The following is a 21,480-nucleotide window of genomic DNA, read 5'->3' as shown; positions in this document are numbered from 1 at the left end:
CTGCCGAATTCGGCCTGCACGAACCCGCAGCAGCAGGTAAAACACCTGCTGCTTGATGGATGCAATGTCAGATGGGGTTAGAGCGCCTTGGCTCGGTCGCGCAACACGTACTTCTGGATCTTGCCTGTGGAAGTCTTCGGCAAGAGCGTGAAAACCACTGTTCGCGGTACCTTGAATCCGGCCAGATGCTCACGGCAGAAACTGATGATGTCGGCCTCGCGAACGTCCTGGTGATCAGCCTTCAAGGTTATGAAGGCGCAGGGCGTTTCGCCCCATTTCTCATCGGGACGGGCGACCACGGCGGCTTCCATCACACCCGGGTGGCGATAGAGCACGCCTTCGAGTTCGATGGTGGAGATATTCTCGCCGCCCGAGATGATGATGTCCTTGAGCCGGTCCTTGATTTCGACGTAACCATCGGGATGCCAGACGGCCAGGTCACCGGTGTGGAACCAGCCGCCCTCGAACGCTTCGGCAGTGGCGGTCGGGTTCTTCAGGTAGCCCTTCATGACAGTGTTGCCGCGCAGAAAGATCTCGCCGATAGTCTGGCCGTCGCGCGGGGTTGGCTCCAGCGTTGTGCAATCGCCGACCATCACGCCTTCGAGGGTCGGGTAGCGCACGCCCTGTCGTGACTTGATTTGCGCCCGCTCTTCCAGTGAAAACTCATCCCATTCGGCGTGCCATGCGCAGACCGTCACCGGGCCATAGGTTTCGGTCAGGCCAAACACGTGAGTGACATTGATGCCCATCTCTTCGACGGCTCCGATCACTTTGGCCGGTGGCGCAGCGCCCGCGACCAGGGCGTTGACCGGGTGATCGATGGCCGCTTTCGCTGATTCGGGCATGTTCACCAGTGCATTGAGCACGATCGGCGCACCGCACAGGTGAGTGACCTGATGCTCGCGGATCAGCGTGAGGATTTTCTGTGGATCGACCCGGCGCAGGAAAACGTGCACACCCGCCAGGGCGGTGATGGTCCATGGGTAGCACCAGCCATTGCAATGGAACATCGGCAGAGTCCAGAGGTACACCGGATGGTTGCCTATGGCCCAGGTCATCTGGTTGCCCAATGCGCTCAGGTAAGCGCCTCGATGATGGTAGACCACGCCCTTGGGGTTGCCGGTGGTGCCTGACGTGTAATTCAGCGAAATGGCTTGCCACTCGTCGACCGGCCATTGCCAGTCGAATGCCGGGTCGCCTTCGGCCAACAGCGCTTCGTAGTCCAGGTCGCTCGCGGCCTGACCTTCACCGTATTCCGGGTCATTGACGTCGATCACCAGAGGCGGGTGGTCGAGCATGCCTAGCGCCGCCTGGATCACATCATGGAACTCGCGGTCGGTAATCAACACCTTGGCCTCGCCATGCTGCAGCATGAAGGCGATCGCCTCGGCATCGAGCCGCACGTTGAGCGGGTTGAGCACGGCGCCGATCATCGGCACACCGAAATGCACTTCAAGCATCTCGGGAATGTTGGGCAGCATCACCGCAACCGTGTCGTCCTTGCCGATTCCGCGACCGGCCAGCGCCGAGGCCAGACGTCGGCAACGGGTGTAGGTCTGCGCCCAGGTGCGACGAATCGAACCGTGGATAACGGCGGGGTGGTTCGGATAAGTGCTGGCGGTGCGCTCGATGAAGCTGAGCGGAGACAAGGCAATGTGGTTGACAGCCGAAGGGCCTAGGCCTTGGTCATAGATAGACATGTGCGGGTACTCGATGGCTGATTGTTAGCTCTATGGTTGACCTCGCCGAGGTCACCTTCAAAGTCCGGATTGCTTTATATAACATTCTGCTGTGAGTATGGAAGTACAACCTACGGCGTATAGTATATATACTATATTTGATTCTTTTGACTCCAAATCACCGCCGCCAGCCCTCCAAGGCTGGTATATGCTTGGTTTCCCTCACGAAGTGGACCCGCAATGACCCTGACTCCCGTTCGATTGCACAGTTGGTTGCGCCTGCAGCGCGAGGGCGTGTCTCTGGCCGCCCGGGCCGATGCGTTGTGTCGGGCGCTGCAGGATTGCCCCGAGGTGCAGCGGGCGGTTTACCTGAGTTGGCAGCCCAATGCGCGGATCTACAGCCATGAGGGCGCCGCCCAGCATTTTCCGCCGGGACTTGGCGACCCGGCGCTGGCCAGCGACCAGTTGCTCTTCGAGCATCTGGTCGAGGCAGGGCGCCTGGACCTGGCCCAAGTCCGTCAACTCGATTGCTGGTTGTCCGGCCGGTTGCGGCGGGCCGCGATCAGCCATGGCCAGGTATTCGATCTGGCCTTGCAGCCAGGGCAGCCGGGGTTGTTGCTGGTGCAAGTGTGCGAGGGCGTGAGTCTCGACTGGCTGGGCTGGGTGCAGGATTTGCTGACGACGCTGTTGAGCAGCGTCAACGGCATGCTGCGGGGTTCGCCGCTGCTGGGCCACGATCCACAACCGAGCCTGTTGCTCGATGCACAAGGTCGACCGCTGGAGTTCAACGCGGCACTGATGGCGCTGCTCGCCGAGAAGTCGCTGACCGATGTGTTGGGTTTTTTACCGGTCAATCATCGGGTGCTGGTGCGTGCCTGCCTGGACCAGCAACGCGCCGTCGAAGGCGTCGAGGCTCAGTTTGAAGCGCAGATCCTGATCTGGACGTTCATCCCCGATCCCCAGGACAACCGAGTGCTCGCCCGTTGCCGCGACGCCACGGCCCAAGTGCTGGCGGAACGTGAAGCGGCCACCGCACGGCGGCTGTACCGGCTGATCATCGAAAACACCACCGACCTGATTTCCCGTCACACGCCGGATGGGCACGTTATCGATGCGTCACCGGCATCCTGGACTTTGCTCGGTTACTGGCCCGAAGAGTTGCGCGGGAAGTTGGCCCAGGGCCTGTTTCATGGCCAGGATCTGGCCGGTCTGGTGCAGCGCGCGCGTGATGCGCTGGAGCAGGATGGCTATCACACCATGACTTATCGCATCCGCCATCGCGACGGCCATTACCTGTGGTTCGAAACTGCCAGCCGGGCGATCCGGGAAACCTACACCGGGGCGGTAGTCGAAGTCGTCAGCGTATCCCGGGACATCACCGCCCGAGTGCAGGCCGAGGAGAACAAGCGACGCCTGGCCGAAGTGGTTGAGGCCAACATCGATCCGGTGTTGTTCATCGCCCCCGAGGGCCAGGTCACTTACCTCAATCCAGCCGCGCGCCGCATCCTCGGGATTGATGAGCAACAACCCATGCCGGGCCTGGCCGCGTTGTTCGCCAGCGGCGACCTTGCGCGCCTGCAACGCGATGGCTGGCGGAGCGCCGAGCGCGACGGTGTCTGGAGCACCGATGCGCGCTTGCAACCACCGGGTGGCGGTTCATCCGTGCCGGTGTCGCTGGTACTGTTGGCGCACCGTTCCGCCGGCGGCGAGCGTTACTACTCATTGGTCGCGCGCGACATGACCGAGCGCGAGCTGCGGGAAGTGCAACAGCGCCGTCATCAGGACGAACTGGCACACACCGCGCGGCTGGTCACCCTCGGTGAACTGGCCTCGGGGATCGCCCACGAAATCAACCAGCCGCTGGCTGCCGTGGTCAATTATGCGAATGCGAGCCAGCGCTATTTGCAGACGCTGGATTCCAATCCCCAGGCCGCTGCAAGGGTGACGCAAGGCCTGGAACGCATTACCCATCACGCCACCCACGCCTCCGAAGTGATCCGGCGGTTACGCTCCTTTTTGCGCAAGGGGCAGCGGCGCATGCAGGCGTTGAACTTGACCGACGTCGCCCGCGAAGCCGTGCGTTTGTGTGCCTGGGAGGCGAGTAATTGCCAAGTGACAATCGAGGATCGACTGCCGGATAATCTGCCGCCCGTTTATGCCGACCGCGTGTTGCTGGAGCAGGTGCTGCTCAATCTGTTGCGCAATGCCATCGACGCCAACCGTGAACAACATCCCGGGCTACCTTCGCTGATCGTGATGACCGTGGAGCAGGGCAGTGGCGCCTGCGTGGAAATCGGTGTTCGAGACCAGGGGCCGGGCGTCAGCGAGCCGGAACTGGAACAGATATTTACCCCGTTCTACACCAGCAAGGCCGATGGCCTGGGGCTCGGTCTGTCCATGAGCCGCAGCATTATCGAAGGTTTCGGTGGCGAATTGAATGCCCGGCGCCAGCCTGTCGGGCTGCTGATGTGTTGCCGCTTGCCGCTTGCCGGCCCAACAAAACAACAACAATAGGAATCAGGTAATGGCAGGTGTAACGGAGCAGGTTGTGTACGTGGTCGATGATGACCAGGGCATGCTCGAATCGACGGTCTGGTTATTGGAGTCGGTCGGCCTCAAGGCCTTGCCGTTTACCAGTGGCGTCGCGTTCCTCGATGCCTGCGATGCAAATCTCGATGCGTGCGTGCTGCTGGACGTGCGCATGCCCGGCATGGGCGGGTTGAACGTGCAGGAAGAAATGCGCGTACGCCAACTGGACCTGCCGATCATCTTCGTCAGCGGGCACGCGGATGTGCCGATCGTGGTGCGCGCGTTCAAGGCCGGTGCCCATGATTTTATCGAGAAACCCTACAACGAGCAGCTGTTGCTGGACAGCGTGCAACAGGCACTCAGCAACTGTGCAACCAACCGCTCGGGCAACCAGGGCCACGAAGCCTTGCAGACGCGCTTGCTGAGCATGACCCCGCGCGAGCGCGATGTCATGTTGCCGCTGGTGCAGGGTTACACCACCCGCGAAATCGCGGAGCAACTGGGCGTCAGCGCAAAAACCGTTGATCTGTATCGCGCGCGCGTCATGAAGCGCATGCAGGCCAACACGTTGCCGGACCTGGTGGGCATGGCCATCGCGGCGCAGATGGTCGATCCGCTGAAGTTGCGTTGATCCCACGCAGGAAAAACCGCAACGCAATCACTTTTTCGCTGGTTTACCGCTGGCAGGGATGTGCAGGTACGACATCACGCTTTCAGTCAGTTCGGTTGCCAGTTTGACCGCTTCTTTATTGCGCGCCATCACGCCGGCGACCAAGCCTTCGATCAGGGCCAGTACGGCGATGTTGGAACTGGTCAGCACCGGGTGATCGCAAGGCGCAAACAGCGTGTGCTGGGCAATGCCAGTGAGCGGCGAGGCGGGTGAGTCGGTAATTGCCAGCACCGATGCGCCGCGTTCATTGGCGAAGCGTGCCAGTTGCAGGGTGTCGAGGGAGTAGCGCGGCAAGGCGATCGCCAGCAGCACGTCCTGATCGGTGATTGCGGCCAGACGGTAAGCGGCGTTTTCGTTGCCGCCCTCCATGCTGATGGCCGTGGCATCCGCACAAAAGGGCATCAGGGTCGAGGCGGCGAGGCCGGCGAAGTAGACACTGTTGCCAAAGCCCAGGATGTAGATTTTGCGTGCCGTGGTCAGGCGAGTGACGAACGCTTCAAAGGTGTCGGCGTGGTTGTTGCTCGCCGCGGTGGCCAGGTTGCTGCTGGCGCTCTGGAGTTGCTCATGCAGGCCAAACGCGCCGCCCGGGCGATGGGCAAGTTCGTTGCGCAGCTTGTCGACTGGCGACACCATCTGCTGCAACGTTGCGACCAGCTCGGCCTTCATGCCGCTGTAACCACCGAGGTCCAGTGCTTTGGCCAGACGGTTGACGGCGGCAGGGGAGGTCAATGTTTCGTGAGCCATCTCTTCGATGGTCAGCGTCGCGGCCTTGAGCGGGTGACGCAGGATGAAGTCCGCCACCTTGCGCAGTGACGGTGGCAGTTCGGAAACGATTTCCGTGAGTTTGCGCATGACCGGCGCGGCATAGACAGTGGTGTCTTTCGATGGGGTGGGCATATCCAGCTCAACGTTTCCTGAAAGTGAGAGAAGGGCTGTGCCTGATGCCCTGACAAGTTGGCTGGAGTGTATCCGAAGCCCACCTTGTCTGGGCAGCGCCGAGCAGTGGGCGGCGGTCTTACTTCAGGCTCCCGGCCAGAAACTGCTGGAGGCGTTCGGACTGCGGGTTGACCAGCACCTCACGCGGGTCGCCGCGCTCTTCTACAACGCCCTTGTGCAGGAACACCAGCTGGTTTGAAACCTCGCGGGCAAAGCCCATTTCGTGAGTCACCACCACCATGGTGCGGCCTTCCTGCGCCAGATCCTGCATGACTTTAAGCACTTCGCCGACCAGTTCGGGGTCGAGCGCCGACGTCGGCTCATCGAACAGCATCACTTGCGGTTCCATCGCCAGTGCGCGGGCAATGGCCACACGCTGCTGCTCGCCACCGGACATATGCGCCGGCCAGGCGTTCATGCGGTGCGCCACACCGACTTTGTTCAGGTAGTGCTCGGCCTTTTCTCGTGCCTCTTTCTTGCCCAGGCCCAGTACATGCACCGGCGCTTCCATGACGTTTTCCAGAGCGCTCATGTGTGACCAGAGGTTGAAGTGTTGAAACACCATCGATAGCTGCGAACGCATGCGTTGCAACTGTCTGGGTTCGGCCGCCTTCAACCCGCCGAGCTTGTTGGCCACCAGCTTGAGCGGTTCGCCATTGAGCACGATATCGCCCGCATTGGGTTGCTCCAGCAGGTTGATGCAGCGCAGGAACGTACTTTTGCCAGAGCCGCTGGAACCGATGATGCTGATCACGTCACCGGCCTGTGCCTGCAGGGACACGCCCTTGAGTACCTGGTGCGCGCCGTAGCTTTTATGCAGGTCTTGAACTTCAAGTTTGTACATGGTTTGAACTCTCTGGAATCAGTCGCTGAGCAAGCGACCCTGGCGAATGGGGGTGACGCCTGCAACCTTGGCCAGCCACAATCCAGGCTGGGCAAAGCGCAGCCGTTCGCGGGCATAGAGAATGCCGTCGGTGCTGGCGCTCACCACGCTATGGCGGTCGGTCAGCGGGTCGATGACTTCGAATAGCGGATCGCCGACCTTGACCTGGGCGCCCAGCGGTTGCAGAAAACTCACCACACCCGGATGGGGCGCACAGGCGTACTGCGCGCCAGCGAATGGCATGGCCTGGCAATGGCTCGGCGGTGCCGCTGGCCAGTCACCGCTGATCAGGCCTTGTTCGGCGAGATACCCGAGAATGGCTTGGGCACTGTCGAGGCATTGCTCGCGTTCGGTGTCTGCCATGCCACGCAATTCGATGGTGGTGGCCGCGCATGCCAGGGGAATATTGGCTTCGGGAAACAGCTCGGCCAGACGTAGCCATGCAATGGCGCAGGCTTCGTCGAAGGCACTGCCGCCGGCATCTTCGGCCAACAACGTGATCCCGGCGCCGAGGCGGGCAGCCAGTGACTGCAAGCGTGGCCAGATTTGCGGCATCGCATACAACAACATGATCGATTCGAAATCGCAGTGCAGGTCCAGCACCACATCGGCGTCACAGGCATGCTGCAGCAACAGGCGGCGCAGGCCGTCGAGTTCCGAGGTCGGTGCCGGCATGGCGGCGAGGGTATCAGTCATGGCGCGGCGAATCAGTGCGACATTGGCGTCGGCATCATCTCCCAATTGACCTTCCAGCAGCGGTGCAACGGCATCGACCAACTCCGGGAAGTCGCGATTGAAGTTCTTGCCGCTGGAGAACTCGAAGCGCCCCTGGTGGGTGGCCTGGAACATCTGGGCGATACCGATCGGATTGGCCATGGGCACCAACTCGATCACCCCGGTCAGGCGGCCTTGTGCCTCCAGTTCCAGAAGACGGCGCTTGAGCTCGACGGCGACGCGCATCCCCGGCAACTCGTCGGCATGCAATGACGCCTGGATGTACGCTTTGCGTGCTCCGCTGCCAAAACGAAACAGCGACAACGTTCGTTCGGTGCCCGAGGCACTCCACGGCAACAGGTATTGAATGTGCTCCATGTCAGCTCCTTAGTGCTTGCGCGGTGCCAGATACGCCAGCCAGCGGCGCTCGGCCAGCTTGAACAGGCGCACCAGAATGAAGGTCAGGGCGAGGTAGATGAGGCCGGCGGTGATAAACGCCTCGAATGGCAGATAGAACCGCGAGCTGACAGTCCGTGCGGCCCCGGTGATGTCGACGAGGGTGACGATGGAGGCCAGGCTGGTGGTTTGCAGCATCATCAGCACTTCGTTGCTGTACTGCGGCAATGCCCGGCGCAAGGCCGACGGCATGAGAATGCGGCGATACAGGGTCAGGCGTGACATGCCCATGGCCCTGGCGGCTTCGATCTCGCCATGGTTGGTGGATTTCAGACTGCCGGCCAGCAGCTCTGCGCTATAGGCACTGGTGTTGATCGCGAAGGCCAGGCAGGCGCAAAAGGTGGCGCTGGAGAGGTAAGGCCAGAGCACGCTTTGGCGCACCGCTTCGAACTGCGCCAGGCCGTAATAGATCAGGAACAATTGCACCAGCATCGGCGTGCCGCGAATCACGTAGGTATAGAGCCAGGCCGGAAAGTTGATCAGCGGCGATCGCGACACCCGCATCAGCGCCAGTGGAATGGCCAATACCAGACCCAGGGCCAGGGAAATGAGCAGGACTTTGAGGGTCAACAAGGCGCCATTGAAGTACAGCGGCAGGTTTTCCCAGATCAGGTTGTAGTCGAGAATCATGGGCGGCTCCCCTCACAATTCGGCGGCTTTGATGCCGACCGAGTAGTGTTTTTCCAGATAGCGCAGCACCAGCAAGGACAGGCTGGTGAGCATCAGGTACAGCGCTGCCACGGCGAGGAAAAACGTGAATGGCTCGTGTGTGGCATCCGCTGCGTTCTTTGCTTTGAACATCATGTCCTGCAAGCCGATCACCGAGATCAGCGCGGTGGATTTGGTCAGCACCAACCAATTGTTGGTGAACCCGGGAATGGCGAAACGAATCATCTGCGGTACCAGGATTCGCCAGAACACCTGCGCACCGCCCATGCCATAGGCCACGCCGGCCTCGGCCTGTCCTTTGGGAATCGCCATGAAGGCGCCGCGAAAGGTTTCCGAGAGGTAGGCGCCAAAAATGAAGCCCATGGTGCAGACGCCGGCGATAAAGGGGTTGATGTCGATATAGCGGGTGTAACCGAGTGCCAGGGCAATGCGGTTCACCAGATCCTGGCCTCCGTAGAAGATCAGCAGGATCAGCACCAGGTCTGGAATACCGCGAATCAGGGTGGTGTAGCTTTCCCCGAGCATGGCCAGCCATTTGAGCGGTGACAATCGCAAGGCTGCGCCGACCAGGCCCAGGGCAATCGCCAGGCACATGGAGGTCAAGGCCAGGTTTATGGTCAGCCAGGCGCCATCGAGAATGCTCGATCCGTAGCCGTGAAGCATGATGAAGTTCCTCAAGCGAGCGCCGCGAGGCGCGCAAGACAAGCCCCGACAGACGCCTGCAACGGGCCGTCGCCGGGTTTTGGGTCAGGGGGGCAGGGGGGCAGGGGTAAGGCTTACTCGCCGTAGATATCGAACGCGAAGTACTTGGCCATCACTTGCTGGTACTTGCCATTGGCGCGAATGGCGTCAATCGCGGCACTCAGGCGCGCAACGTTGGCACTGTCGCCCTTGCGCACGGCGATCCCGGCGCCCCGGCCAAAATACTTCGGGTCGTTGATGTCGGGCCCGGTCAATGCGAAGCCCAGGCCGGCGGGTGTCTTGATGAAGCTCTCATCGGTGTTGACGATGTCGGCGAGGGTGGCGTCCAGACGACCCGAGGCGAGATCGAGGAAGGCTTCATTCTGTGAGCCGTAGCGCACCACGACGACGCCGGCTTTTTCCAGTTGCTCGGTGGCAAAACGATCGTAAGTCGAGGAGCGTTGCACGCCGACTTTCTTGCCCTTGAGGTCCACCAAAGGGTCATTGATCACGTTGCCGGCCTTCATCGCGAACTTGCCTGGCGTGTGGTAGTACTTTTTGCTGAAGTCCACGGACTTCATCCGGTCTTCGGTGATCGACATCGACGACAGCACGGCATCGATCTTGCGCACTTTGAGCGACGGGATCATGCCGTCGAACTCCTGAATGACCCACTCGCACTTGACCTGCATTTCTTCGCACAAGGCATTGCCGATGTCGTAATCGAACCCGCTGACGTTGCCTTCTGGTGTCTTGAAGGAGAAGGGCGGGTAGGCGGCTTCGATACCGATTCGCAGGCTGTCTTCGTCGGCATGTGCCAGGAAGCTGAAAGCGCATAGCGCCAGAGCACCTAGAAGTTCTGTCTTGTTCATATTGTTGACTCCCTGGAGGCATTTGGGGGAAACGGGTGCCTGCCATCCGGGTTGGCGTGATGGATCAGTCCTGTGATCGGCGAGGCTATAAATGACACAATAAAAATCAATATGCAACAATGATGAAAATAAACATATCAGTGCGGAGCGTGGCAAAGCGCACCAGTACCCGGTCGGTGCAGGCGCTAGCGACCGGTTCTATGGGGGATTACAAAGATTGTTTCGGGGGGATGATCGAGGATCTGCAGCGCGGGTTTGGGGCTATGGGGTACTCCGACTGATTGAAGCGGGTCTGGTGCTCATAAAAAATGCCCGGCACATTGCCGCAATGCTGTTCAGTTAAGGAAATTGTAGGAGCGAGCTTGCTCCGGGCGGCGTTCCGACGATGGACTCAAGAGCGCCGCGTTTACCCAGTAAATACGCGCAATCGTTAACGACCATCGCGAGCAAGCTCGCTCCTACAGAGGACCACATTCGCTTAACTGAACAGCATTGGGCACATTGCCGGGCATTTTCACTCCTCAAACCCAGGTATCTGGACTCAGTTTGCAGCTTGCGGTTGAGACTCGGTGGTCGCTCCGTTGCGGGTGATCACGGTCAGAATCGACAGCGCAGCGATCACCAGTCCCGGTGACGTTGCCAGCAGCACGCCAGTGGTGCCGGCACCGGCGGCGAGGATCTGGCCGGCGGCCAGGGGACCTGCCACCGAACCGAGCCGGCCGATGGCCACGGCCGCGCCGACACCGGTGGCGCGCACCGACGTCGGGTAGGAAGGGGGGGCCAGGGCGTACAGCACAAGCTGTGCGGCCATGACGAACAATCCGACGGCAAACCCGGCGATTGCCATCGGCACGATACCCACTGACAGGCCGACCCCGGCCAGCGCCGCCAACACCCCGGCGTACACGAACAGGACCACTTTCAGGCCGTTGCAGCGGTCCAGCATCACCCCGCCGAGCAGCGAACCAATGGCACCGCCGATGTTGAACAGCATCTGCACCATGCCTGCCTGGGGCTTGGTGAAACCCTGTTCCAGCAACAGCGAGGGCAGCCAGTTGAGCAGCATGTACATCACGGTCAGGGTGAAGAAGTAGCTCAACCACAAGGCCAGCGTGCAGCGTGCGCGTCCTTCGCCGAACAGCGCCTGGGCGGTGGACGACCGTAGGCTGGCGGTCGTGACGTGTTGCTGGCGGAACGCAGTGGATTCGGGCAGCAGCAGGGCCATCAGCGGCACCACCAGCAAGGGCGTCAGACCGCCGATGATAAAGGTGGTTTGCCAGTGTTCACTGGAAAACATCGCCACCACTGCCGCCAGCGCGCCGCCCAGGGGCACGCCGCAGTACATGACGCTGATGGCGGTGCCGCGATGGCGCTCGCTCACGGCCTCGGCACACAGGGCAATCAGGTTGGGCAGGGCGGCACCCAGGCCCAGGCCGGTCATGAAGCGCACCAGCAGCAGGCTGGAATAGCTCTCGACATAGGCGGTGCAGAGCGAGAAGACACCGAACAGCAGCACGGCGCCGACGAGGATTTTCTTGCGGCCGATACGATCGGCCACCCAGCCGCCAAAAAACGCACCCGGCAGCAGGCCGATGATCCCGGCGCTGAACACCCAGCCCATCATCTTCGGGTCCAGGGCAAAACTCTGGCGCAATCCTGCGGCAGCGGTGCCGGCAGCCTGCAGATCGAACCCCTCGATCAGCGCAACGATAAAGCACAAAGCGATTGTCAGCGTCGAGCGACGCGATGGACTGTCCATGGGTGAACCTCGTTGTTGTTTTTGTTATGCAGTCGAGCCCTCCGTGCGTTGGGCGCGCCGTCGGTGACCGCTGGCGATTAAGATAACAAAGATAACTAAAAAAAGAATGATGTCCTGAAAATTGTAAAAAACTACAAATAAATTGTTTAAAAACAGATTGTTATGAATACATTAAGATGAATATGTGAAAATAGATAATAATATTAATGTTCGATTATCGGTCATTTGCGATTGACGGCGACCCTTGGCTGTTTCCATTCTCTGGTCGTGAAGCCGGCAGTCCCGTGCGGATCCGGCACCCACGAACAACAATAAAAAGTGGACATCGAACATGCCAAAACGCCCCATGAACACCGGTTCCGTAGCGTCGCTTTCCTGCGTCTCCAGTATCCATCCAGGGTGGGTCGTGGCACTGCTAGGCGTCAGCGTTCTGCCCTCTCAGCTGCGGGCCGGGGGGTTTATCGAGGACAGTCACGCAAACTTGACCCTGCGCAATTACTACATCGACCGTGAATACCAGGACGGCGGCGCCAAGACGGCCGCGCGGGAATGGGCTCAGGGTTTCATCCTGGGCATGGAGTCGGGGTTTACCGAAGGAGTTGTGGGTTTCGGTCTGGACGTTCGCGGGTTGCTTGGGGTCAAGCTCGACTCTGCGCCGCATCGCAGCGGCACCGAGTTGTTGCCGGTGTCGGCCAGCGACAAGCGCGCGGCGGATGAATATTCACGGCTCGCCCCGACGGCCAAACTAAGATTTGCCCAATCCACGGTGAAGAGCGGCGATGTCTCGATTTTCCTGCCGTTCGCTTTCGCCAGCCCATCGCGACTGTTGCCACAGACCTTTCGCGGCACGACCCTCAGCTCCAAAGATATCGATGGCCTGACCCTCAACACCGGTTACATCGATCGCATAAACAAGCGCGATTCCACGGACTATCAGGCCATGAGCATCGCCACGCCAAACCGGCGATTCAATGGCGCCGCCACCACCTCGCATCTGGCGTACGTGGGGGGCGACTATCAGGTCAACAAAGAACTCAGTCTGCGCGCCTATCATGCCGAGGTGGCCGAGCTGTACCAACAGGACACCCTGGCGCTGCTGCACAACCTGCCGCTTGGCGACGGTGTGTTCACCAGTGACTTGCGCAGTTTTTTCAGCCGTGAGGATGGCGCCGCCAAAGCGGGTGAGGTGGACAACCGCAACCTCTCGGCATTGTTCGGCTACCGCTTCGGCGGGCACCGGGTGAGCCTCGGCTACATGCACTCCAGCGGCGACACGGCGACGCCGTACATCTCTGGCACCGAGTTGATGGGCATGAGCGAACAGACCATGGCTTCGGATTTTCTCAACGCCAAGGAGCGCACCTGGCAAGCGATCTATGACTACGACTTCGTGGCGTCCGGGGTGCCCGGTTTGAAGGGAAGGTTGCGTTACGTGCGCGGCGACAATATCGAGTTGGCCGCCTTCAACGCCGAGGACCGCAAGGAGCGCGAATTCCAGATGGAACTGGGTTATGTGATTCAGAGCGGCCCGCTGAAAAACGTCGGGCTGTTGGCGCGCAAGGCGATCTATCGCAATGACTTCCCGAGCGGTACGGCGTTTCGTGATGAAAACCAGACCCGGTTCCAGGTGCTCTACACCTTGCCAATCTGGTAGTGCCCGGTTGCTCGATGTTCCTTGCCGGCCACCCCTCGGGGGTGTGCCGGCGTTTCGCGTTCAGTCCTGATAAACCTTCTTCAGCAAGCGCAGCAACTCCTCGCGCTCTTCGCCGCTTAGCGATGAAGTGGAGTCGAAATCGCTTTGCGCGGCGATCTGTTTGAGCTCCTTGAGCAAGGTTTCGCCGGTCTTGCTCAGGAAGATTCCGTAGGAGCGTTTGTCCGGCTTGCAGCGCACCCGCACCGCCAGCGCGCGGCTTTCCAGTTTATTGAGCAGCGGCACCACCTGCGGCGGCTCGATGGCCAGGGCCCGGGCCAGGTCGGCCTGCATCAGCCCCGGATTCTGGTCGATGATCGCCAGCGCCGAGAACTGCGCTGGGCGCAGGTCATGGGCTGACAGGCGACCGATCAGGTTCTGGAACAGTTTGAGTTGGGCGCGCCGCATCGCGTAGCCGATCAGGTCATCCAGTGCCGAATCCAGCGGTGCCTGCAGCTCGGCGGTGGCGGACGGGGACTCGCTCTGGTCGGCGAGGGGAGAAGGCTTGGCCATTGCGGGTGAATCCTGAAGAAGTGGAGGTTAACAAGTGTATCTAGTTTGCCGGGGTTGGCCGCTGATAGCTATGCCCGTCGTTCAGGGCGATGGGGTCGGAGGATATTTGCGGGTGGATAAAAAATGGTTAATTCGATTAATAGTTAATTGACATAACTATATCGGTCCTTTAATTTCCAGTCATCTTCAAGCCAAGAACAAGAGAGCAACGCCATGAGCAACTACGAAGGTCGCTGGACAACCGTCAAGGTCGAGATCGAAGAAGGCATTGCCTGGGTCATTCTCAATCGCCCGGAAAAACGCAACGCCATGAGCCCGACACTCAACCGGGAAATGATCGATGTGCTGGAAACCCTGGAGCAGGATCCGGCGGCGGGCGTGTTGGTGCTGACCGGTGCCGGCGAAGCCTGGACCGCGGGCATGGACCTCAAGGAGTACTTCCGCGAAGTGGACGCGGGCCCGGAGATCCTCCAGGAAAAAATCCGCCGCGAAGCCTCGCAATGGCAATGGAAACTGCTGCGCATGTACACCAAGCCGACCATCGCCATGGTCAACGGCTGGTGTTTCGGTGGCGGCTTCAGCCCGCTGGTGGCCTGTGACCTGGCGATCTGCGCCGATGAAGCGACCTTCGGCCTCTCGGAAATCAACTGGGGCATCCCGCCGGGCAACCTGGTGAGCAAGGCCATGGCCGACACCGTGGGCCATCGTCAGTCGCTGTACTACATCATGACCGGCAAGACCTTCGGTGGGCAGAAAGCCGCCGAGATGGGCCTGGTCAACGAAAGCGTACCCCTAGCGCAACTGCGTGAAGTCACCGTGGATCTGGCGCGCAACCTGCTGGAGAAAAACCCGGTGGTGCTGCGTGCGGCCAAGCATGGCTTCAAGCGCTGCCGCGAGCTGACCTGGGAGCAGAACGAGGACTACCTGTACGCCAAGCTTGACCAGTCGCGCCTGCTCGACACCGAAGGTGGCCGCGAGCAGGGCATGAAGCAGTTCCTCGACGACAAGAGCATCAAGCCCGGTCTGCAGGCCTACAAACGCTGAGACTGATCGCCGGGTGCCTGTCCGCCCCGGCGCGCTGTATCGCTCGAATGCATTCCCGATAAAGACAATAAAGAGGAATCACCATGCTGGACGTGCCCCTGCTGATTGGCGGCCAGTCGCTGCCTGCCCGCGACGGTCGAACCTTCGAACGCCGCAACCCGGTGACCGGTGAAGTGGTATCGCGGGTGGCCGCCGCCACCCTGGAAGATGCCGATGCCGCGGTAGCTGCGGCCCAGGCAGCGTTTCCCGCCTGGGCCGCCCTGGCGCCCAATGAACGTCGCAGCCGTTTGCTCAAGGCCGCCGAGCAGTTGCAGGCGCGCAGTGCCGAGTTCATCGCGGCAGCCGGCGAAACCGGGGCCATGGCCAACTGGTACGGGTTCAACGTGCGGCTGGCAGCGAACATGCTGCGTGAAGCGGCGTCGATGACCACCCAGATCAATGGCGAAGTCATCCCCTCGGATGTGCCGGGCAGTTTTGCCATGGCCCTGCGCCAACCCTGCGGTGTGGTGCTGGGGATCGCCCCGTGGAATGCCCCGGTGATTCTCGCCACCCGCGCCATTGCCATGCCGCTGGCGTGCGGCAATACCGTGGTGCTCAAGGCTTCGGAGCTGAGCCCGGCGGTGCACCGCCTGATCGGCCAGGTCTTGCAGGATGCCGGGTTGGGCGATGGCGTGGTCAATGTCATCAGCAATGCCCCGGCGGATGCCGCGGCGATTGTCGAGCGGCTGATCGCCAACCCGGCGGTGCGGCGGGTCAACTTCACCGGCTCGACCCATGTCGGGCGCATTGTCGGCGAGCTCTCGGCGCGTCACCTTAAACCGGCCTTGCTGGAGCTGGGTGGCAAGGCGCCGTTGCTGGTGCTCGATGATGCCGACCTGGATGCAGCAGTGGAGGCGGCAGCCTTCGGCGCGTATTTCAATCAGGGGCAGATCTGCATGTCCACCGAACGGCTGATCGTCGATGCCAAGGTCGCCGACGCCTTTGTCGCCAAGCTGGCGGCCAAGGTCTCGACCCTGCGCGCCGGTGATCCGGCGCTGGCGGATTCGGTGCTCGGTTCGCTGGTGGATGCCAGTGCCGGAACGCGCATCAAGGGGTTGATCGACGATGCCCTGGGCAAGGGCGCGCGGCTGGTGGTCGGCGGGCAACTGGACGGCAGCATTTTGCAGCCGACCCTGCTCGATGGCGTCAACGAGACCATGCGCCTGTATCGCGAAGAGTCCTTCGGCCCGGTGGCGGTGGTGTTGCGCGGGGAGGGCGATGAAGCGTTGCTGCGCCTGGCCAACGACTCCGAGTTCGGGTTGTCGGCGGCGATCTTCAGCCGCGATACCGGGCGTGCGCTGGCGCTGGCCCAACGGGTCGAGTCGGGTATCTGCCATATCAACGGCCCGACCGTGCACGACGAAGCGCAAATGCCCTTCGGCGGGGTCAAGTCCAGCGGCTACGGCAGCTTTGGCGGCAAGGCGTCCATTGAGCATTTCACCCAGTTGCGCTGGGTTACCTTGCAGCATGGACCACGGCATTACCCGATCTGAACCGCAGAAATAACAATAAAAAGGCTGCAGCCACCACCATGCCCATTCGTGCGGCTTGGTGGTAGCGTGCCTTGATGGAGAACAAGCACGTGAGTTCCGAATTCAGATCGCAACCCCACACCGAGGCCAGTGCGCCGCGCTACCGTCACGTGGCCATCGGTCGCGCAGCGGTCGAGGTGACAGAACAGCAGGGCGCATTGCACATGCGTTCCCTGGAGCCATTGGCCGAGTATCCACCGCGACTGCTCGACCGTCTGGTGCATTGGGCCAAGGTGCGTCCCGAGCAGACCTTTATCTCCGCCCGCCAGGCCGACGGCGAGTGGCGCCGGGTCAGTTACGCCCAGATGCTCGACAGTGTCCGGGCCATCGCCCAAAGCCTGTTGAGCTACGGCCTGTCGGCGGACAAACCGCTGGTGCTGCTCTCGGGCAACGACATCGAGCATTTGCAACTGGCCTTCGGCGCCCTGTACGCGGGCATTCCCTACTGCCCGGTGTCGCCAGCCTATTCACTGTTGTCCCAGGATTTCGCCAAGCTGCGTCACGTCTGCGACCTGCTGCAACCCGGCCTGGTGTTTGTCAGTGATGCCGCGGCCTACCAGCGTGCCATCGATGCCGTGCTACCCGCTGAAACGCCTTTGATCACTGTCCGTGGCCAAATCGCGGGACGTCGCCAGGTCAGCTTTGCCAGCCTGCTTGAGCAGCCGGGCGGTGCCGAGGTCGAAGCAGCGTTTGCCGGCACGGGGCCGGACAGCATCGCCAAGTTCCTGTTCACCTCCGGCTCGACCAAATTGCCCAAGGCGGTGGTCACCACCCAACGCATGCTGTGCTCTAACCAACAGATGCTGTTGCAGACGTTTCCGGTGTTCGGCGAAGAGCCGCCGGTGCTGGTGGACTGGCTGCCGTGGAACCACACCTTCGGCGGCAGCCATAACGTCGGCATCGTGCTCTACAACGGTGGCAGCTTTTACCTGGACGACGGCAAGCCCACGGCGCAGGGTTTCGCGCAGACCCTGCGTAACCTCAAGGAAGTGTCGCCCACCGCCTACCTGACCGTGCCCAAGGGCTGGGAAGAACTGGCCTCGGCACTGGAGCAGGACGCGGAACTGCGGGAGATCTTTTTCAAACGCATCAGCCTGTTCTTCTTTGCCGCGGCCGGTCTGTCGCAAAGTGTCTGGGACCGCCTCGACCGGATCAGCGAACAGCACTGCGGCGAGCGTATCCGCATGATGGCCGGGCTCGGCATGACCGAGGCTTCGCCGTCCTGCACCTTCACCACCGGGCCGTTGTCCATGGCCGGGTATGTCGGCCTGCCGGCGCCCGGTTGCGAGGTGCGCCTGGTGCCGGTGGACGGCAAACTCGAAGGGCGCTTTCGTGGACCGCACATCATGCCCGGCTACTGGCGGTCACCGCAGCAGACGCTCGAAGCGTTCGACCCGCAGGGGTTCTACTGTTCCGGTGATGCGCTCAAGCTCGCCGACCCGCGGGATCCGCAATTGGGGCTGATGTTCGACGGACGCATCGCCGAAGATTTCAAGTTGTCATCTGGGGTGTTCGTCAGCGTCGGACCTTTGCGCAGCCGCGCGGTGCTCGAAGGTTCGCCCTATGTCCAGGATCTGGTGGTGACCGCGCCGGATCGTGAATGCCTGGGCGCGCTGGTGTTTGCGCGGATGTTCGAATGTCGACGGCTGTCAGGGTTGGCGGCCAGTGCCAGCGACACAGAGGTGTTGGCCAGCGCGCCGGTGCGCGAGTGGTTCGCCGGCTGGTTGCAGCGACTCAATCGCGAGGCCACGGGCAATGCCAGTCGCCTGGAATGGATCGCCTTGCTCGATGAGCCGGCGTCCATCGACCGGGGTGAAATCACCGACAAGGGTTCGATCAATCAGCGTGCGGTATTGCAGTGGCGCGCGGAGCAGGTCGAGGCGCTGTATCGCGGGCTCGATCCGGCCATCCTGCGCGCCGGGGCGAAATCGTGAGCGAAGTCGTGAGTGCAGGCGGGCAGTACTCGGCCTTTGCCGATGCGGCGATTTTCGATGCGGTGCGCACACCGTGGGTGGACCTCGGTGGGGCGCTGGCCGAGGTGTCGCCGATCGACCTGGGCATCAAGGTCGGGCGCGAAGTACTGGCTCGCGCGGCAGTCGATCCGCTGGCGGTCGACAGCGTGCTGGCGGGCTCCATGGCCCAGGCCAGCTTCGATGCCTACATGCTGCCTCGGCACATCGGCCTCTACAGCGGCGTGGCGCAATCGGTTCCGGCACTGGGGGTGCAGCGCATTTGCGCCACCGGTTTCGAACTGCTGTGCCAGGCCGCCAGGCAACTGGATGACGGCGTGCAATTGGCCCTGTGCGTGGCCACCGAATCGATGTCGCGCAATCCGATTGCGGCCTATACCCATCGAGGGGGATTCCGCCTTGGCGCGCAAGTGCAGTTCAAGGATTTTCTCTGGGAAGCCTTGTACGACCCGGCTCCCGGAGTGGACATGATCACCACCGCCGACAACCTGGCGCGGCGTTATGGGCTGAGTCGCGAAGCGGTGGACGCCTACGCCTGTGCCAGTCATCAGCGGGCGTTTGCGGCACAACAAACGGGCTGGCTTCCACCCGAGATCGTTACCGTGGGGCATCAGGTGTTTGAATTGCAAGGCTATCAGCCACGGGGCATTCGCCTGTCACGCGGTGTCGACACGGTGAGTGAAGACAGCCACCCACGGCCCGGAGACATCGCGGCGTTGGCCCGCTTACGTACCGTGCACGAAGGAGGGGTGCAAACCGCCGGCAACAGTTGTGCGGTAGTCGATGGCGCGGCGGCGGCCCTGGTCGGGCGCGCTTCGGCCTGTCGGGATACACCGCTGGCCTTGCTGCGGGCCAGCGCGGTGGTCGGGGTGGCGCCAGAGTTCATGGGCATCGGTCCGGCACCGGCGATTCGCCTCTTGTTGCAGCGCAGTGGCTTGAGCCTGGAGCAGATCGACCGCTTTGAAATCAACGAGGCCCAGGCCGCCCAGGTACTGGCAGTGGCTCAGGAACTGGAACTGGATCGTACGCGTCTGAACGTCCAGGGTGGTTCGTTGGCGCTCGGCCACCCCTTGGCCGCCAGTGGCTTGCGTCTGGTGCTGACCCTGGCGCGACAACTGCGTGAGCACAATCTGCGTTACGGGGTCGCCGCGGCCTGTGTTGGCGGCGGGCAGGGCATGGCGCTATTGATCGAGAACCCGGCCTGGCGGGTCTGAGGTTTCGTCGGCTGACGGACAATCTGTGTTTTCCGGTAATGACCGGTTCTGGCCGAGAGGTGATTGCCGGGAAGGGGAAGGGGACGGAAGGAGCCACGCTCCTTCCGCTGGTTCAGCTAGTCAGTTCGTACCAATGAAGGGGTCCCATTGGATGAAACGTGTCGATGGCCGCAGTCCTCCAGAGGTCACCTTGACCTGGATCTGGTAGGTGGTCTGAGACGATGCGTTGCGAGCCAGGCCCACCCAATAGTTACCAGCGGCACCGACTTGCATCGGGTAGCCATCGCTGCCGAACACGCTGCCCTGGGAAATTTGGAAGCCGGTGATGGACACCGTGTCGCCAGCGTTCTGATCGATCGGTACCACCTCGAAGCCGATGTAGTCCCCGATGTTACAGTGGGTGCGCAGTTCCAGCGTTCCTTCGCCGCTGCTGTCATTGCTCAGACGATTGTCAAACATGTACACACCGGTGGAAATGTTCCCGCCACCAGTGCCCAGTACATATGAGGTATCGATGGCAATGGTGATTGCGGTTTGCGGATTGGCGACGCCGGCAAGCACCTGCGAATCAGCAACCCAGACCTGGGCAGTATTTTTTTGGCCACTCATTGTCGTGCTCCTTCCTTAGGCAGAGACAGTCACGCTGGGGTTGAGCTTCACGGTGATACCGGAGCCGCCCGCCACCTGTACATTGAGGGATACCGGGTAGGACGCGGAACCTGCGTTCTGCACGGTGCCGGTAAACGCGCTCGGGTTATCCGAAGCGGTTTGCGGCTGGCCACTGAAGCCCCAGGCGTTCGAGTTACCGAAGGCGGCAATGGAGACCTGCGAGGTCGACTTGGGATTGATCAGGAACACTTGCCAGCAGACATTGCTGCCTTTGGACGCAGCAGTATTCAGGTTGGCGGTGCCTTCGTTGGTTGTGCCAGCAGAGATACGGTTATCGACCAGATAGACCCCCGCGGTGGAGCCATTGGTCACTGCATTGTCGTCGACCCAGATTTGCACCTGGACGTCACAACTGGTGGTAGGAATTGCCATGAGAGAACTCCTTGTAAGGTTTCGACGCAAGCGTCGGGCGTGCCCTATGTCGACCCCACACACTTACCTGCAGGCGTGGTGCCGCACCACCTTGAGCCTTGTGGTCACGAGGACCTTGGCAAAGCATCTCGGTCAGGCGAATAGGACGATAGACCAAGCAAAGAAAGGCAACTTGCCATTACGCTATAAGCGCTAGAGTCGTTCGAAGTAACTACCGCGACAGAAGCCTCAAATCGCCCTGGGGCGGCTTGGCGAACCCGCGCAATACAAGGTTCTCGAGCTTGCAGGCATGGCAACCTCAATGCCGAAACGGCTGGCGATGGCCTTGCGCCCACTCCTCGGCAAGGTCAGTACACGGCTGTCCAGGTCCTGGGTCCGCCACTGGCGCTTGACGGCCGGAAGCGCCCGGTTTGAAACTTCGCTTATGGCCGGTTTCTGCCTGTCGCCAAGGGCTGCAACCGACCGATTGTGTTGAAAAAGTAGCTCCCCTGTCTGGCCTGCGGCAAAATCTCTGCATTGGCCAGCAGGGAAGCACGCAGCATGATGGGACAGTTATCGAGTGGGCAGGAGCGACTGTTTTACTCGTTCA

Annotated in this window: 18 protein-coding genes; 7 read left to right on the top strand and 11 right to left on the bottom strand. The window is 61.4% G+C overall.

The window, feature by feature from the left end:
• Window positions 1-77: 77 nt before the first annotated feature.
• Window positions 78-1,700 (bottom strand): acyl-CoA synthetase, encoded by a 1,623-nt coding sequence (locus tag KGB28_RS22945; protein ID WP_150756333.1) that lies wholly within the window; start codon window positions 1,698-1,700, stop codon window positions 78-80.
• Window positions 1,701-1,919: 219 nt separating this feature from the next.
• Between KGB28_RS22945 and KGB28_RS22940 the strand changes: the two genes are divergently transcribed.
• Window positions 1,920-4,193 carry a PAS domain S-box protein gene (locus KGB28_RS22940; RefSeq protein WP_223448020.1) on the top strand — a complete coding sequence of 758 codons (2,274 nt, stop codon included), beginning with the start codon at window positions 1,920-1,922 and terminating at the stop codon, window positions 4,191-4,193.
• A gap of 10 nt (window positions 4,194-4,203) precedes the next feature.
• The gene (locus tag KGB28_RS22935) at window positions 4,204-4,839 is read left to right on the top strand and encodes a response regulator transcription factor (protein ID WP_223448019.1); all 636 of its coding nucleotides are present in this window, start codon (window positions 4,204-4,206) and stop codon (window positions 4,837-4,839) included.
• Between the two features lie 27 nt (window positions 4,840-4,866).
• On the opposite strand, the gene KGB28_RS22930 is transcribed toward KGB28_RS22935, so the two are convergent.
• The 7 genes from KGB28_RS22930 to mhpT all read right to left on the bottom strand — a co-directional run bounded on the left by KGB28_RS22930 (window position 4,867) and on the right by mhpT (window position 11,848).
• Window positions 4,867-5,775: a MurR/RpiR family transcriptional regulator gene (locus KGB28_RS22930; protein ID WP_223448018.1), complete on the bottom strand. Its 909-nt coding sequence runs from the start codon at window positions 5,773-5,775 to the stop codon at window positions 4,867-4,869.
• Window positions 5,776-5,893: 118 nt separating this feature from the next.
• A complete protein-coding gene (locus KGB28_RS22925; protein WP_223448017.1) occupies window positions 5,894-6,658 on the bottom strand; it encodes an ABC transporter ATP-binding protein in 765 nt (254 codons plus the stop codon).
• Window positions 6,659-6,676: 18 nt separating this feature from the next.
• Window positions 6,677-7,789, bottom strand: coding sequence for a succinylglutamate desuccinylase/aspartoacylase family protein (locus KGB28_RS22920; RefSeq protein ID WP_223448016.1), 1,113 nt, complete (start codon window positions 7,787-7,789; stop codon window positions 6,677-6,679).
• Window positions 7,790-7,798: 9 nt separating this feature from the next.
• The gene (locus KGB28_RS22915) at window positions 7,799-8,497 is read right to left on the bottom strand and encodes an ABC transporter permease (protein ID WP_008046412.1); all 699 of its coding nucleotides are present in this window, start codon (window positions 8,495-8,497) and stop codon (window positions 7,799-7,801) included.
• A 12-nt stretch (window positions 8,498-8,509) separates the two neighbouring features.
• Window positions 8,510-9,199, bottom strand: a complete 690-nt coding sequence (locus KGB28_RS22910) for an ABC transporter permease (RefSeq protein ID WP_223448015.1) — start codon at window positions 9,197-9,199, stop codon at window positions 8,510-8,512.
• A 113-nt stretch (window positions 9,200-9,312) separates the two neighbouring features.
• Complete coding sequence (locus KGB28_RS22905) at window positions 9,313-10,089, bottom strand: ABC transporter substrate-binding protein (protein WP_223448014.1); 777 nt, start codon at window positions 10,087-10,089, stop codon at window positions 9,313-9,315.
• A 541-nt stretch (window positions 10,090-10,630) separates the two neighbouring features.
• On the bottom strand, window positions 10,631-11,848 hold the full coding sequence (mhpT, locus tag KGB28_RS22900; RefSeq protein ID WP_223448013.1) for a 3-(3-hydroxy-phenyl)propionate transporter MhpT: 1,218 nt from the start codon (window positions 11,846-11,848) through the stop codon (window positions 10,631-10,633).
• Window positions 11,849-12,194: 346 nt separating this feature from the next.
• On the opposite strand from mhpT, the gene KGB28_RS22895 reads away from it, so the two are divergent.
• Window positions 12,195-13,502 (top strand): OprD family porin, encoded by a 1,308-nt coding sequence (locus tag KGB28_RS22895; protein WP_223448027.1) that lies wholly within the window; start codon window positions 12,195-12,197, stop codon window positions 13,500-13,502.
• 60 nt (window positions 13,503-13,562) lie between these two features.
• Here KGB28_RS22895 and KGB28_RS22890 read toward each other — a convergent pair whose 3' ends face one another.
• Window positions 13,563-14,051 (bottom strand): MarR family winged helix-turn-helix transcriptional regulator, encoded by a 489-nt coding sequence (locus KGB28_RS22890; RefSeq protein WP_223448012.1) that lies wholly within the window; start codon window positions 14,049-14,051, stop codon window positions 13,563-13,565.
• A 213-nt stretch (window positions 14,052-14,264) separates the two neighbouring features.
• Here KGB28_RS22890 and KGB28_RS22885 point away from each other — a divergent pair, with 213 nt between their 5' ends.
• The 4 genes from KGB28_RS22885 to KGB28_RS22870 all read left to right on the top strand — a co-directional run bounded on the left by KGB28_RS22885 (window position 14,265) and on the right by KGB28_RS22870 (window position 19,850).
• Window positions 14,265-15,095: a p-hydroxycinnamoyl CoA hydratase/lyase gene (locus tag KGB28_RS22885; protein WP_046038330.1), complete on the top strand. Its 831-nt coding sequence runs from the start codon at window positions 14,265-14,267 to the stop codon at window positions 15,093-15,095.
• An 83-nt stretch (window positions 15,096-15,178) separates the two neighbouring features.
• Window positions 15,179-16,627 (top strand): aldehyde dehydrogenase, encoded by a 1,449-nt coding sequence (locus tag KGB28_RS22880; protein WP_223448011.1) that lies wholly within the window; start codon window positions 15,179-15,181, stop codon window positions 16,625-16,627.
• Window positions 16,628-16,716: 89 nt separating this feature from the next.
• On the top strand, window positions 16,717-18,600 hold the full coding sequence (locus KGB28_RS22875) for a feruloyl-CoA synthase (RefSeq protein WP_223448010.1): 1,884 nt from the start codon (window positions 16,717-16,719) through the stop codon (window positions 18,598-18,600).
• A gap of 8 nt (window positions 18,601-18,608) precedes the next feature.
• A complete protein-coding gene (locus tag KGB28_RS22870) occupies window positions 18,609-19,850 on the top strand; it encodes a thiolase family protein (protein ID WP_223448026.1) in 1,242 nt (413 codons plus the stop codon).
• A gap of 120 nt (window positions 19,851-19,970) precedes the next feature.
• Here KGB28_RS22870 and KGB28_RS22865 read toward each other — a convergent pair whose 3' ends face one another.
• Both KGB28_RS22865 and KGB28_RS22860 read right to left on the bottom strand, forming a co-directional pair.
• Window positions 19,971-20,459: a hypothetical protein gene (locus tag KGB28_RS22865; RefSeq protein ID WP_223448009.1), complete on the bottom strand. Its 489-nt coding sequence runs from the start codon at window positions 20,457-20,459 to the stop codon at window positions 19,971-19,973.
• A gap of 15 nt (window positions 20,460-20,474) precedes the next feature.
• The gene (locus tag KGB28_RS22860) at window positions 20,475-20,891 is read right to left on the bottom strand and encodes a hypothetical protein (RefSeq protein ID WP_150725580.1); all 417 of its coding nucleotides are present in this window, start codon (window positions 20,889-20,891) and stop codon (window positions 20,475-20,477) included.
• Window positions 20,892-21,480: the final 589 nt, after the last annotated feature.

The sequence above is a fragment of the Pseudomonas sp. BF-R-19 genome (assembly GCF_019956445.1).
GTDB lineage: Bacteria > Pseudomonadota > Gammaproteobacteria > Pseudomonadales > Pseudomonadaceae > Aquipseudomonas > Aquipseudomonas fluorescens_BH.
The sequence above is the reverse complement of the archived record's forward strand: the minus strand, read 5'-3'. Positions and strand labels throughout refer to the sequence as shown.

Bases quoted from the DNA above. Each gene is read 5' to 3' on its own strand.
- KGB28_RS22945 (WP_150756333.1), bottom strand. From the start codon at position 1,700: ATGTCTATCTATGACCAAGGCCTAGGCCCTTCGGCTGTCAACCACATT.
- KGB28_RS22940 (WP_223448020.1), top strand. From the start codon at position 1,920: ATGACCCTGACTCCCGTTCGATTGCACAGTTGGTTGCGCCTGCAGCGC.
- KGB28_RS22935 (WP_223448019.1), top strand. From the start codon at position 4,204: ATGGCAGGTGTAACGGAGCAGGTTGTGTACGTGGTCGATGATGACCAG.
- KGB28_RS22930 (WP_223448018.1), bottom strand. From the start codon at position 5,775: ATGCCCACCCCATCGAAAGACACCACTGTCTATGCCGCGCCGGTCATG.
- KGB28_RS22925 (WP_223448017.1), bottom strand. From the start codon at position 6,658: ATGTACAAACTTGAAGTTCAAGACCTGCATAAAAGCTACGGCGCGCAC.
- KGB28_RS22920 (WP_223448016.1), bottom strand. From the start codon at position 7,789: ATGGAGCACATTCAATACCTGTTGCCGTGGAGTGCCTCGGGCACCGAA.
- KGB28_RS22915 (WP_008046412.1), bottom strand. From the start codon at position 8,497: ATGATTCTCGACTACAACCTGATCTGGGAAAACCTGCCGCTGTACTTC.
- KGB28_RS22910 (WP_223448015.1), bottom strand. From the start codon at position 9,199: ATGCTTCACGGCTACGGATCGAGCATTCTCGATGGCGCCTGGCTGACC.
- KGB28_RS22905 (WP_223448014.1), bottom strand. From the start codon at position 10,089: ATGAACAAGACAGAACTTCTAGGTGCTCTGGCGCTATGCGCTTTCAGC.
- mhpT (WP_223448013.1), bottom strand. From the start codon at position 11,848: ATGGACAGTCCATCGCGTCGCTCGACGCTGACAATCGCTTTGTGCTTT.
- KGB28_RS22895 (WP_223448027.1), top strand. From the start codon at position 12,195: ATGAACACCGGTTCCGTAGCGTCGCTTTCCTGCGTCTCCAGTATCCAT.
- KGB28_RS22890 (WP_223448012.1), bottom strand. From the start codon at position 14,051: ATGGCCAAGCCTTCTCCCCTCGCCGACCAGAGCGAGTCCCCGTCCGCC.
- KGB28_RS22885 (WP_046038330.1), top strand. From the start codon at position 14,265: ATGAGCAACTACGAAGGTCGCTGGACAACCGTCAAGGTCGAGATCGAA.
- KGB28_RS22880 (WP_223448011.1), top strand. From the start codon at position 15,179: ATGCTGGACGTGCCCCTGCTGATTGGCGGCCAGTCGCTGCCTGCCCGC.
- KGB28_RS22865 (WP_223448009.1), bottom strand. From the start codon at position 20,459: ATGAGTGGCCAAAAAAATACTGCCCAGGTCTGGGTTGCTGATTCGCAG.
- KGB28_RS22860 (WP_150725580.1), bottom strand. From the start codon at position 20,891: ATGGCAATTCCTACCACCAGTTGTGACGTCCAGGTGCAAATCTGGGTC.